Genomic DNA, 12910 nt, shown 5'->3' with positions numbered 1-12910 from the left:
TTTCATGAATATCTGGAAAAATATTATCAGCAGGCCTTCTTAATACTCTCCCTCCTTAAACAGTATTCATTTTTTTTCCAAACACATTTACTTTAATTCATTGTTGCATGAACACAATTATAGAACCGTTCCGGATCAAATCCGTTGAACCCATTTATTTCAACACAGTTGCAGAACGTCAGCTCATTTTAGAAAAAGCCTTTTACAATTCCTTCCTCATCCATTCAAAAGATGTACTGATTGACTTACTTACCGACAGCGGAACCAGTGCCATGAGCAGTAATCAATGGGCAGGTATAATGCAGGGCGATGAATCTTATGCAGGCAGCCCCAGCTTTTTCCGATTTGAAGAAACAGTACAGCAAATAACCGGCATGCCATTGATCATTCCAACCCACCAGGGAAGAGCAGCAGAAAAAATATTATTCAGCATACTCGGTGGCAAAGGAAAATATTTTGTCAGCAATACCTTGTTTGATACCACAAGAGCCAATATTGAATTCTCCGGTGCTGAAGGAATTGATTTGATTTGTGAAGAAGGAAAACATCCTTCAATTCCTGCACCGTTTAAAGGGAATATGGATACTATTGCTTTAAAAAAAATCATTGCAGAAAAAGGCACTGAAAATATTCCGCTTTGTATTATTACTGTTACCAACAACTCAGGTGGCGGACAACCGGTGAGTATGGAAAACATAAAAGCAGTAAGAAAAATTTGTACAGAACATCATATTCCATTGTTTATTGATGCCTGCCGCTTTGCAGAAAATGCATACTTCATTAAACTGCGTGAAGAAGGTTATGCTTCAACATCAGTACGTGAAATTGCAAAAGAACTTTTTTCATATGCTGATGGATGTACCATGAGTGCAAAGAAAGATGCCTTCGCCAATATTGGTGGATTCTTAGCTATGCGCAATGAAGAACTGGCGCAGCAATGCCGCAACCTGCTCATCATGACGGAAGGATTTCCAACCTATGGCGGACTTGCAGGAAGGGATCTCGAAGCAATTGCGATTGGATTGAATGAAGTATTGGATGAACATTACCTGCAATACCGCATCCGCAGTATTGAATATCTTACCAACAAATTAATTGCTGCAGGAGTGCCTGTTATGCAGCCAGCAGGAGGACATGCAGTATATCTCGATGCAAAAGAATTTCTTTCACATATTCCCGTTGATAAATATCCGGGACAGGCGTTGGTAGCAGCATTGTATGTACATGGTGGGATCCGCAGTGTGGAAATTGGTTCGTTGATGTTTGGGAAATATGCCAGTTCAGAAAAAGATGGAGGCGCAGATAAAAAATTAATCCCTGCTGCATTGGAACTGGTTCGTTTAGCCATTCCGAGAAGAGTATATACCCAAAGTCATATTGATTATGTAGCCGAAGTAATCATTGAGGTATTCAATAAAAGAAATGAAATAAAAGGGTTGGTGATTTTTGAAGAAGCGCCAACACTTCGTCATTTTACTGCAAAACTCAAACCGATAGAATGATATCTGGCTAAAGCCAATTCATACATAATTACTAACCCCGGACTTGGTCCGGGGTTAGTAATTAGAACACTGAGGGCTTTAGCCCTGAAAAAATATATTGTCAGATCATTAAGGTGCTAACCGCTCCACTTTCCAATCACCTGTTTCTGTTTTTGTATACAGCATCCGGTCGTGCATACGATCGGGACGGCCCTGCCAGAATTCAATACGGTTTGGTTTTACACGGTAACCTCCCCAATGCGGTGGTTTGGGAATAGAACCATGCTTGAAACGTTCTTTATAAAAATGATAGGTTTCTTCCAGCCATGTTCTTCCTGATACAACCAGGCTTTGCGGTGATGCCCATGCACCTATTTTACTTCCTTCGGGCCGGCTGTCGAAGTATTGAATACTTTCCTTAACGGATATTTTTTCTGCCACGCCATTAATCCGTACCTGTCGCTCCAGTTCTTTCCAGTGAAAAAGCAGGCAGCAGCCTGGATGATCATCGAGCTGTTTACTTTTGCTGCTGTTATAATTGGTAAAGAATACAAAACCATCCTCATCAAAAGCTTTGAGTAATACAATTCTTGCATCCACCAGTCCGTCAGTACCATTTGTTGCTAAGGTCATTGCATTAAATTCGTCGCCTTCTGCATCAGTTATTTGATGCCACCAATGCTCAAACTGATGAAAAGGGCTACCCGCCAGGTCTGTTTCATTTAAGCTGTGCAGTTTATAATCCTTTCGTAATGCGGCAATATCATTTGCTTCCATTTTCGCTTTTTATGATTGAAGAACAAAATTCATCTTTTTTATCAATGAACGCTGCAATTTACTCTGTAAATACCTCTTTTCAGGAATTAAACCCTCACATATTAAAAAACATAGCTATGATTGTTTTGTTTAGAAAAATCAATAATATTACACGCTGAAGATTAACAACGTATTTACCTAAGTCTTATTAAAACCAATGTCATCGTCCAATCCACTCCTCACTGAATCCCTGTTTTCAGAATTACCGGGAATCCTGTACCGTTGCAGGATAACCAACGACGTTCCTTTACTCATTAATGTTTCACCCGGCGTGGTTGAACTTACCGGCTACAGTGTAGAAAAAATCCTCAGTGAAAAAACTACTTCTTTTTATGATATCATTCATCCCGATGATAAGGAAAGAGTATACAAAGAACACCGGAACTTTTCCCGAACAGGCACTGATCTTACCACACAATACCGCATCATCGACAGTAATGGAATGATCAGGTGGGTAAAAGAAATTGCCGTTTCTGACTATAATGGAAATGAACCATTTCACATTGATGGATATGTGATGGATATTACCGGCAAAAAACAATTCTCAGAAGTTGTAAAAACATTGAGAGCTTACCAGCTTGCCCTAAACGAAAGTGCCATTGTTTCCCTTACCGATAAGCAGGGAAAGATTATTTATGCCAATGAAAAATTTATTGAAACATCAAAATATAACAGGGAAGAACTGATTGGCAAAACACACCAGGTCATTAACAGCTCCCATCATCCGAACGATTTTTTTAAACAGATGTGGGAAACAATTCTGTCGGGCAGCCACTGGCGTGGAGAAATTAAAAACCGTGCAAAGGACGGCACACATTACTGGGTTGATACTGTCATTACACCTGTGCTGAATGAAAACAGGGAAATAACACAGTTTCTTTCTGTACGAAATATCATTACAATACAGAAAGAGCAGGAAGAAATACTGAGAGCGAACGAAGAAAAATTCAGAGATCTGATTGAAAACACTTCCGACCTTATTCAGAGTGTGGATGGAAAAGGCCAGGTTGTATTTGTAAATGAAAGCTGGAAAAAAAGGCTCGGTTATACCGATGAGGAAGTGATTGGTAAAAACATTTTCAACTTTATACATCCTGCAAACCGTTCGCATTGTGAAGCCATTTTTGAACGGATCAAAAACGGAGAAGAAGTCCGTTCAGTGGAAGTTGCTTTTCTGTCTGCAAATGGTGAACAGGTTTTTTGTGAAGCCAATATCAATGCCCGCTTTGATAATTTTCAGATGGTGCTGTCAAGAGGCATTTTCAGAGATGTAACAGAAGCACGCAAGTACCAGGCAATGCTGCAACGGGAACAGACCCAGTTAATATCAGCCCAGCAAATAGCCAAACTCGGAAGCTGGTTCTTTGATATAAAAAATGATATCCTCGAATGGTCTGATGAAGCACGCAGGATCTTTGATGTACCCTTTGATATAAAACCCAACTCGAACGATTTTTATAAAAAAGTACATCCCGAAGACATCGCTTTTGTTGTAAAAACATGGCAGGATGCAATGAAAGGGGAAAAATATGATATTGAACACCGCCTCCTGATAAATGGAAAAGAAAAATGGATAAGGGTATTAGCTGTTGTGTCTTTTAACGAACAGAACGAACCCCTGCATTCGAACGGTTCTGTACAGGATATTACTGAAAAAAAGAAGACAGAGATAAAACTGTTAAGAAAACAGCAACAGCTCAACGAAGCGCAAAAGATTGCCAAAGTAGCCAGTTATGAATGGAATACAGAAACAAATGAATTGCACTGCAGCAGTGAAATGTTTACTATTCTCGGACTGAAAAAAACAAAAAAACCAATTTTGTTTGATGAGATTTTTTTTTGGTACATCCGGAAGACAGATCTTTTGTTGCAGAAAAACTTGCAGCTTCAAAAAAAACAAGAACCGCTTTTTCCGTACAGTTCCGTTGTATTACTCCTGATGGCACCATAAAATACCTGGAAGGAAAAAGACAAAAACCGGAAGCAACTGAAACGGATCATATTTCTTTCAAAGGAACGATGCAGGACATCAGCAGTTTTAAGCAATTTGAAAAAGAGCTCTTTAATTCCATTATTGAATCAGAAGAAAATGAACGCAACCGTATTGCTGCCGAATTGCATGATGGTGTTTGTCAGTACCTCGCTGCGGGTAAACTGATTATTGAAACAATACGGACAATGTCCGCTACCGAAAATCCTGAGTTACAGCAATTGATTGAAGATTGCTATCATGTAGTTAATGAATCATTTCAGGTATCACGGCATATCTCACACCAGTTGGTTCCGCAATCATTGTATGACAATGGGTTTCTTGAATCATTACATGAAATGATCAACCTGCTAAATAAAGTAGATAATAAACGTTACAGGCTGTCAGTAAGTGGAATGGAAAAGGAACCCGAATCACATATTGCTGTAAATCTCTACCGCATCATCCAGGAATTTACACGCAACAGCCAGAAATATTCCGAAGCAGACAAAATAAAAATCAAAGTGCATTATACAGAATCTGCCATTGAAATTGAACTGTCTGATAATGGCAAGGGCTTTGATCTGGATAAAGTAAAAGAACAGAAAGGGATCGGTATTTTTAATATGATCAACCGCATTGAATCAATTGGCGGTAACTATTCATTCACATCAAAGCCGGGAAATGGTGTACTCTTAAAGATTCACACAGTACTTGCTATTTAGCAGTTGGCCAATCATCTGCACAATATCTCAATCCATTTATAATGTTGCGGATATTCTTTCAGTAATTCGTTTTTCTCCACCAGTTCAAAATCTGCAAAATCAAAACCCGGTGCAACAGTACATCCTGCAAATGAAAATCCATTTTCAGTAATTGGTTTCGATGCAAACCAGCATCCGGCTTTTACTACCCGCTGAAAAGAAAAACCATTGCTTAGATCATTACCAAGCTTCAGTATCTCTCCTCTCCCATCCGGATGAATGACATAAATCAGTAAACCATCGCCAGCATAAAAATGCCAGAGCTCGTCACTTTTAATGCGGTGAAAAGCAGAGAAATTTTTCCCATCCAGTAAAAAATAAATCGCCGTTGATATCAAACGGTCTGTACCAAACCGTTCGGGTAATGCATTGGCAGGAATCAATTCTTCACTTTCATAGCTGCGGCTGTAGTAACCGCCTTCCGGATGCGGAAGCAGTTGATATGTTTCAATAAGCTGTTGTACAGTGATCATAAAAAAAGGCTGTAATAATTACAGCCTTCAATTTAGTTTAATTGCCCGGATTTTTTTTCGGCGGCTCTTCGTCACCGTCAAATTTGTCTTTTACTTTATCCCACAAACCTTCAGCTTTTACCTTCAGGCCATCAATCACATCTTCTGCCTTGTCTTTAAATTCTTCAAACTTTACTTCTGCTTTTTCCTTCAGTTCTTCGAGTTTGTCTTCTGCCTTATCAGCATAAACAGCAGCTTTTCCTTTCAGATCCTGCAGGGTGTCTTCTGCTTTGTCGGCCCAGCTTTGTTTTTCGTTGTCGGTGGTGTTTTTGTTCTCGTCCATGATTGTAAGTTTTAATTGTGAAAAATCATTGGACAACTAATTTACTGCATCTGCACATCAAAGCAGTTGATGTGACAAAAAATAACAGTTCCATCATAGAAGTGAAACAATGTGCTTTCTGTTCAGTAAAAGAATCAGGTTCGTCCAATAAGTTTATACAAAATATAACCGGCAATTCCACCGGTGGTATTCAGGATCAGGTCATCCACATCAAAAGAACCAAGCCCTGCCAGCAGCTGCACCAGTTCAAAGGATAAACTGATAAGGAGTACCATTCCTGTTAAAGCGAAAAAATTCCTGCAAACCGGAATCAGGAAGGGTAACAGTAATCCAAGCGGAATAAAGCCCACAATATTTCCCCCGATATTTTTATAACTGTATTCGGATGTTACATATTTGCTTTCAGCAAATAATCGGATACTGGAAAATGGTTTGGTGTTGGCATGCTTCCATCCCTTCTTCACAGAGTAAGCATGGTATCCATGAGCAAAATATTGTTTATAATAGCCGGGAGATTTTTTAAAGAGAATAAATTTCGACAGAATCAAAAGGCAACAGAACAGCGCTATCCACAAAATAAACTTCGATGCTTTTTTTTCCTGTTTCATTGATACAAGACCGGGCTTTGGTGGTTACAATTGAAATTTGATTCTTAAAGGTAATGGTCTTTCCAAATATCCATTCCTGTAAACAGTTAAATCATGATTCATTTATCTGTTGTATATTACCTGCACCAAAATCTGCGCTATGTTCAAACGTTTCTTTTTCCTGCTTTTGACAGCTATACTTGTGCTGTCGGCCGTATTGCTGTTCAACACAATCCGCTTCAGTAAAATAATTCCGGTTTATCCATCTGTTGCCGTAACAGGTATCAGTGATTCGGCTGCCCTGCACCTCAGCCAGGCAATCCGGATCAAAACAGTTTCTTTTGGCGATACACTTCCCATTGATACAACTGAGTTTCTGAAATTCCGTGTGTTTTTAGAAACTACCTATCCAACAGTTCATCAAAAATTACCAAGACAAATTTTCAGTGAGTTCAGTTATCTATATACATGGAAAGGAAAAGATACAAGCCTGAAACCCTATGTGATCATGGCACACATGGATGTGGTGCCGGTTGAAGCTGTTGCAGAAAAAAACTGGAGCGTTCCATCCTTCAGTGGAACAATTAAAGGCGATACAATTTGGGGAAGAGGTGCAGTAGATGATAAAGCTTCGGCCATTTCTATTTTTGAAGCAGCCGAACAATTGCTCAAAGAAAATTTTCAACCCGAACGTACGATTTACTTTATGCTTTGGTCATGATGAAGAAATTGCAGGAAAAAGAGGTGCTGCTAAAATTTCTGCCTGGTTCAAAGAACAGAAGATTCACCCTGAACTGGTACTCGATGAAGGCGGCCAGGTAGACAGGGAACATTTTAAAGAATTGCAACGACCTGTTGCAGTAATAGGTGTGGGTGAAAAAGGTTATGTAAATATTGATCTAACCGTTGAAATTCCCGGCGGACATTCTTCCATGCCATTTCCAGAAACGGCCATTGATATACTAAACAGTGCCATTGCAAAAATCAGGGCACAGCAGATGCCGGCAAAAATAACTCCTCCTATCCAGGAATTGTTTTTACGCATTGGCCCCGGCGGTGGATTACTGAACCGCATGGCATTAAGCAACCAGTGGTTATTCAGAAGTATGCTCATTACTGAACTGGAAAAAACCAAACAAACCAATGCATTGATTCATACAACGCTTGTTCCTACAATAGTAAAAGCAGGGATCAAAGACAATGTAATTCCATCTGTTGCAAAAGCAACGTTCAACAGCCGCATTCTTACCGACGAAACAAGTGATGATGTAGTAAATTTTGTAAAGAAGGCAATCAATGATGAACGTGTAACAGTAAAGAAACAAACCATTTCACTGATGGAACCTTCTGCATTAACTTCCTCTGAACACCTGATGTTTAAAAAAGTAGAAGCCATTACGTACAAGATAGTCCCTGAAGTCATTGTATCACCATACCTGATGGTTGGAGCAACTGATTCACGGTATTTCCGTCCTTTCAGTGATGCAGTGGTCAACTTTGCTCCGATGACCGATGCAAAAGGTTTTCATGGCATTGATGAACGCATTCCCATTACTGATTTAAAACGGATGATCTTCTATTATAAAATGCTGATGACAGATAAATAATCTTTCAACCGTCATTTCGAATCCTGCTTGCAATATGTTTTTCTATGTGCAAAACATTCGCAGGATGAGAAATCTCAATCCATTCTTATTGATGAGTACAATGAGATTTCTCCCTCCGGTCGAAAAGACGTTCTAAGATGATCTTTATGATTTCGCCGTCCGCATTTGTTTATGCAATGCATAATACGCAACAATGGCACTGGCCAGCATAAACAGAAAGCCCAGGAAAAAAGAAGAACCCGGAAAATAAACAGGTGCCGATTTTGAAGTGAAGTAAGCAAAAATATTCGTCATCATTGCCGGACCAATAATAGTAGTTGCACTCATCAATCCTGCAAGTGATCCCTGCAGTTCACCCTGTTCATTAGCAGGAACATGCTGTGCCATGATGGATTGCAATGCCGGGCCACAGATCCCACCCAAACAGTAAGGAATTAAAAACACAAACATCATCCAGCTCTGTGAGGCAAAAGCAAACAGGAACATACCCAATGTATATAAAGCAAGACCGATATAAATACTTTTTTCATTCCCAAGTTTTGGATTAATCACTCTCGTTAATCCACCCTGCACAGCACCAACCAGTAAACCAACAGCCGCTAAAGAAAAACCAATCATCTTCGAATCCCACTTAAACTTTTCAATGGTAAAGAAACTCCAGTTACTCTGCACCGCATGTGAACCGAGATAAACAAGAATTAATGCAACAATTAAACCGCCAATGGCTGGATATTTTTTCAGGTTCATTAAACTCACACCCGGTATCGCTCTTTTCCATTCAAACTTTCTTCTGTTCTCCGGCTTCAATGATTCAGGCAAAATAAAATAGCCATACAAAAAATTCAGCATACACAAACCGGCTGCAACCATAAACGGAACCCTTGCACCAAAGCTGCCAAGCAATCCTCCCAAAACAGGACCAATTACAAAACCTAAACCAAATGCAGCTCCAATCATACCAAAATTCTTTGCACGGTTTTCTGCATTACTGATATCAGCAATATAAGCAGTGGCAGTAGAAAAACTTGCACCTGTAATACCGGCTATAATACGGCCGACAAATAACCAGGCCAGTGTTGGTGCAAAAACAAGAATAATATAATCAAGAGAAAAAGCAAACAGCGATGCAAGCAATACGGGGCGACGGCCATATTTGTCACTTAAGTTTCCCATTAGTGGAGAAAAACAAAACTGCGTGGCAGCAAAGGAAGACATCAACCATCCGCCAATTTGCGAAGCCTCACTTACACCCACATGTGCAAGCTCTTCAATCAGTTTTGGGATTACTGGAATGATGATACCAAAACCAATCACATCAATTAATAAAGTGATAAAAATAAATCCAATTGCTGCTTTCTGATTGCCTGCCATAAATTTAGAATAAGCTGTAAAGATGATTTTTTTCTTACAGAGAAATCAGAGTTTTTTTTCACAGCAAAATAACTGCAAACAAAAAGGCAACAACTCTTACAAGCTGTTGCCCCTTCTAAATTCTATCTTCTGTATTCTTCTTACATCGTACTTCTTACATCTAACACCGTACATTATCCTACGCTCTCTTCTTCGCCGGTGCTTTCTTTGCTTTCGACAGTTCATCAATCACCTTACTGAATGCGCTCAGGTTGATGGGACCTTTATAAGGCTCATCATTGATATAAAAGAACGGTACATCTTTAATTCCTTTGTTCGCACCTTCCAGTAAGTCAACTCTCACACTCCATCCGTAAACAGAGTCAACCAGTTTGCTTAAAAAGTTTTTATCTGTAACACCGCTTTCTTTAGCATATCCTTTCAAGCTGATGGTTCCCAATTGTCTGCGTTTGGCAAATAACAAATTATGCATTTCCCAAAACTTTCCTTCCTGCGCCGCACCAATAGAAGCTTCTGCTGCTTTGTGTGCACGCTGGTGAATCCTGGTTAACGGAAAATGACGGAAGTTGAATTGCAATTTACCTTCATACTTCTCCATCAGCTGATTTACTACCTCATTGGCTTTTGCGCAGGGCTCACTTTCGTAATCACCAAACATCACCAATTTTACCGGAGCTTCTTTATCACCCACCCAGATATTCTTGGTTGGGATAATCTCAATTTCCGGTGCTTTACTATGTGCCATATATTCCTCTTGTTTTTTGAAATGATGAATAGATCCTTTCTTTCTTCTCTTTGTTGCTTATTCTATTATAACAATCCAGTTCTTATGTTGTTGCCTTTTCGTTCTTAATTGTTGGTATATGCTGACCAGCGGCCTCATTTCTGAATACCACTACTCCGTCAAATACATCTACAACTACAGTTTTCGTTTTATCAACATCCCCGGCTAAAATCTTCCGGCTCAATTCGTTAACGATCTCCTTCTGGATCAATCGTTTCAAAGGTCTTGCGCCAAATTGGGGATCAAAGCCCTGTTCCGCTAAGAAATCAAGGGCATAATCTGTAAAATCCAGCTTTATTCCACTTTCTGCAACCAGTTTTTGAAGGTTGCCCAGCTGAATTCGAACGATGGATTTAATTTCCTTACGCAGTAGCGGCGCAAACATAATGATTTCATCCACACGATTCAAGAATTCGGGCCGAATTGTTTGTCGCAACAACGTCATAACATCGGTTTTGGCCTTTTCGGTTGCATTTTCGATCTGTTCTTCCGTTTTCACCCCCTCAAATGCCTCGCTGATCAGGTGGCTCCCGATATTACTGGTCATAATGATAATGGTATTCTTGAAATTCACTGTCCTGCCCTTATTGTCGGTCAGGCGGCCATCATCCAGCACCTGCAAAAGGATATTCCAAACATCAGGGTTGGCTTTTTCAATTTCATCGAGCAGCACCACACTGTAAGGCTTGCGACGAACCGCTTCGGTTAACTGTCCACCTTCATCATAACCCACATATCCCGGAGGCGCACCAACCAGTCTTGAAACCGTATGCTTTTCCTGGTACTCACTCATATCAATCCTCGTCATCATACTCTCATCATCAAACAGGTATTCAGCTAAGGCTTTCGCAAGTTCTGTTTTACCCACGCCGGTTGTACCCAGGAAGATAAATGAACCGATTGGTTTTTTCGGATCACTCAACCCTGCCCTGCTTCTGCGGATGGCATCGGCAACTGCAGTAATCGCTTCTTCCTGTCCCACTACTCTTTTATGTAATTCATCTTCCAGGTGCAATAGTTTCTCCCGTTCGCTCTGCAACATCTTGGCAACAGGAATCCCCGTCATCTTCGCAATGTTGGCGGCAATATCTTCTGCATCCACTTCTTCTTTCAGTAAACGTTTTTCACCGCTTGTTTCAATCTGTTCAGTTAAGGATGCAATCAATGCTTCCTGTTCTTTCACCTTACCATAACGGATCTCAGCCACCAATCCATAATTGCCTTCACGTTCTGCACGTTCGGCTTTCATCTTCAGGTTTTCAATTTCTGCTTTTGCATTCTGCACTTTCTCCACCAATTCTTTTTCTGCTTTCCATTTCGATTTCAACGTGTCACGTTCAACAGAAAGATTAGCGATATCCGTATTCAGCTCTCTTAACTTCGGTTCATCATTCTCCCGCTTGATGGCTTCACGTTCAATTTCCAATTGACGGATCTGCCTTTCAAGTTTATCCAGCTCTTCCGGCATACTGTTCATTTCCAAACGGAGCTTGGCTGCACTTTCATCAATTAAGTCAATTGCTTTGTCGGGTAAAAAACGATCGGTGATATAACGGCTGCTCAATTCAACCGCAGCAATAATCGCTTCGTCTTTAATACGAACATGATGATGTGTTTCATAACGATCCTTCAATCCACGTAAAATAGAAATCGCATCTTCCACACTTGGTTCATCAATCATCACTTTCTGGAAACGGCGCTCCAATGCTTTATCTTTTTCAAAAAACTTTTGATACTCGTTCAGCGTAGTTGCACCAATCGCTCTCAGTTCACCTCTTGCCAATGCAGGTTTTAAAATATTCGCTGCATCCATGGCACCTTCGCCACCACCTGCACCAACAAGTGTATGAATTTCATCAATGAATAAAATAATTTCTCCATCACTGTCGCCCACTTCTTTCACCACACTTTTCAAACGCTCTTCAAACTCACCCTTATACTTTGCACCGGCAATCAGCTGACCCATATCCAGTGCATAAATGATCTTCGATTTTAAATTATCAGGTACATCACCATTTAAAATACGCATGGCCAAACCTTCAGCAATGGCTGTTTTACCAACACCCGGTTCTCCAACTAAATGGGATTGTTTTTACTTCTTCTGGTTAAGATGTGCAATGTTCTGCGGATCTCTTCATCACGCCCAATCACCGGATCAAGCTTTCCCTGTCTTGCCATTTCAATTAAGTTCTTCGCATACTTGTTCAGTGCATTGAACTGTGTTTCCTGGGTTTGACTTTTTACTGTATCACCCTTCCGCAAATCTTTAATAGCAGTGAGTAATCCCTTCTCGGTTAATCCTGCTCCTTTTAAAATCTTCGCTGTTGAATCATTTCCCTGTACAATGGCTAAGAGTAAATGTTCAGGTGTTACAAACTCATCACCAAAACCTTTCAGTGCTGCACCTGCACGCAGAATAACGTTGTTGGCCCCACGCCCAACCATCTGTGCAGCTTCACCACCATTCGTCTTGGGTAAATTAGCAATCGCTTCCGCCAGTTTTGTTTCAACCAGGTTCAGCGTTACATTATTTTTCTTCAATAAATATTCCACCGGACTATCCTGCTGATCGAGCAATGCCTTCAGCAAATGTTCTGTTTCAATATTTGTGTTCTGTGCATTAAATGCCAGTTGCTGTGCCTGCTGCACTGCCTCTGCTGCTTTAATTGTAAAATTTCCTAAGTTCATATAGTGTGTTTTTGGCCTCACCTTCCATCTTCCTCTCCTTCAGAGAGG

The 12910-nt window shown here is 40.3% G+C and carries 11 protein-coding genes and 1 pseudogene; 5 read left to right on the top strand and 7 right to left on the bottom strand.

What is annotated here, in order from left to right; all coding sequences use genetic code 11:
• Positions 1-107: 107 nt before the first annotated feature.
• On the top strand, positions 108-1502 hold the full coding sequence (locus IPK31_14570) for a tryptophanase (protein MBK8089059.1): 1395 nt from the start codon (positions 108-110) through the stop codon (positions 1500-1502).
• Between the two features lie 108 nt (positions 1503-1610).
• Here the strand turns inward: IPK31_14570 and pdxH are convergent, their stop codons facing one another.
• A complete protein-coding gene (gene pdxH, locus IPK31_14565) occupies positions 1611-2258 on the bottom strand; it encodes a pyridoxamine 5'-phosphate oxidase (protein MBK8089058.1) in 648 nt (215 codons plus the stop codon).
• A 196-nt stretch (positions 2259-2454) separates the two neighbouring features.
• Here pdxH and IPK31_14560 point away from each other — a divergent pair, with 196 nt between their 5' ends.
• Together IPK31_14560 and IPK31_14555 are read left to right on the top strand one after the other, a co-directional pair.
• On the top strand, positions 2455-4248 hold the full coding sequence (locus IPK31_14560; GenBank protein ID MBK8089057.1) for a PAS domain-containing protein: 1794 nt from the start codon (positions 2455-2457) through the stop codon (positions 4246-4248).
• The gene (locus tag IPK31_14555) at positions 4137-4991 is read left to right on the top strand and encodes a PAS domain-containing protein (GenBank protein ID MBK8089056.1); all 855 of its coding nucleotides are present in this window, start codon (positions 4137-4139) and stop codon (positions 4989-4991) included. Before IPK31_14560 ends, IPK31_14555 begins: the two co-directional genes overlap by 112 nt.
• Positions 4992-5002: 11 nt before the next feature.
• Here the strand turns inward: IPK31_14555 and IPK31_14550 are convergent, their stop codons facing one another.
• The 3 genes from IPK31_14550 to IPK31_14540 form a co-directional block, all read right to left on the bottom strand.
• Positions 5003-5503 (bottom strand): cupin domain-containing protein, encoded by a 501-nt coding sequence (locus IPK31_14550; GenBank protein MBK8089055.1) that lies wholly within the window; start codon positions 5501-5503, stop codon positions 5003-5005.
• Between the two features lie 37 nt (positions 5504-5540).
• A complete protein-coding gene (locus IPK31_14545; GenBank protein ID MBK8089054.1) occupies positions 5541-5825 on the bottom strand; it encodes a hypothetical protein in 285 nt (94 codons plus the stop codon).
• A 134-nt stretch (positions 5826-5959) separates the two neighbouring features.
• Complete coding sequence (locus tag IPK31_14540; protein ID MBK8089053.1) at positions 5960-6433, bottom strand: VanZ family protein; 474 nt, start codon at positions 6431-6433, stop codon at positions 5960-5962.
• A 139-nt stretch (positions 6434-6572) separates the two neighbouring features.
• On the opposite strand from IPK31_14540, the gene IPK31_14535 reads away from it, so the two are divergent.
• On the top strand, positions 6573-7133 hold the full coding sequence (locus tag IPK31_14535) for a M20/M25/M40 family metallo-hydrolase (GenBank protein MBK8089052.1): 561 nt from the start codon (positions 6573-6575) through the stop codon (positions 7131-7133).
• Positions 7060-8019, top strand: a complete 960-nt coding sequence (locus IPK31_14530; GenBank protein MBK8089051.1) for a M20/M25/M40 family metallo-hydrolase — start codon at positions 7060-7062, stop codon at positions 8017-8019. Before IPK31_14535 ends, IPK31_14530 begins: the two co-directional genes overlap by 74 nt.
• A 144-nt stretch (positions 8020-8163) precedes the next feature.
• On the opposite strand, the gene IPK31_14525 is transcribed toward IPK31_14530, so the two are convergent.
• The 3 genes and pseudogenes from IPK31_14525 to clpB all read right to left on the bottom strand — a co-directional run bounded on the left by IPK31_14525 (position 8164) and on the right by clpB (position 12862).
• On the bottom strand, positions 8164-9390 hold the full coding sequence (locus IPK31_14525) for a TCR/Tet family MFS transporter (GenBank protein ID MBK8089050.1): 1227 nt from the start codon (positions 9388-9390) through the stop codon (positions 8164-8166).
• Between the two features lie 178 nt (positions 9391-9568).
• Positions 9569-10135: a thioredoxin domain-containing protein gene (locus IPK31_14520; GenBank protein MBK8089049.1), complete on the bottom strand. Its 567-nt coding sequence runs from the start codon at positions 10133-10135 to the stop codon at positions 9569-9571.
• Between the two features lie 82 nt (positions 10136-10217).
• A pseudogene (gene clpB / locus IPK31_14515) lies at positions 10218-12862 on the bottom strand (ATP-dependent chaperone ClpB).
• Positions 12863-12910: the final 48 nt, after the last annotated feature.

Source organism: Chitinophagaceae bacterium, from assembly GCA_016713085.1.
Classification (GTDB): Bacteria; Bacteroidota; Bacteroidia; order Chitinophagales; family Chitinophagaceae; genus Lacibacter.
The sequence above is the reverse complement of the archived record's forward strand: the minus strand, read 5'-3'. Positions and strand labels throughout refer to the sequence as shown.

Coding starts and splice junctions, on each gene's coding strand:
- IPK31_14550 (MBK8089055.1), bottom strand. CDS start 5,503: ATGATCACTGTACAACAGCTTATTGAAACATATCAACTGCTTCCGCAT.
- IPK31_14560 (MBK8089057.1), top strand. CDS start 2,455: ATGTCATCGTCCAATCCACTCCTCACTGAATCCCTGTTTTCAGAATTA.
- IPK31_14545 (MBK8089054.1), bottom strand. CDS start 5,825: ATGGACGAGAACAAAAACACCACCGACAACGAAAAACAAAGCTGGGCC.
- IPK31_14570 (MBK8089059.1), top strand. CDS start 108: ATGAACACAATTATAGAACCGTTCCGGATCAAATCCGTTGAACCCATT.
- IPK31_14525 (MBK8089050.1), bottom strand. CDS start 9,390: ATGGCAGGCAATCAGAAAGCAGCAATTGGATTTATTTTTATCACTTTA.
- IPK31_14535 (MBK8089052.1), top strand. CDS start 6,573: ATGTTCAAACGTTTCTTTTTCCTGCTTTTGACAGCTATACTTGTGCTG.
- IPK31_14540 (MBK8089053.1), bottom strand. CDS start 6,433: ATGAAACAGGAAAAAAAAGCATCGAAGTTTATTTTGTGGATAGCGCTG.
- pdxH (MBK8089058.1), bottom strand. CDS start 2,258: ATGGAAGCAAATGATATTGCCGCATTACGAAAGGATTATAAACTGCAC.
- IPK31_14520 (MBK8089049.1), bottom strand. CDS start 10,135: ATGGCACATAGTAAAGCACCGGAAATTGAGATTATCCCAACCAAGAAT.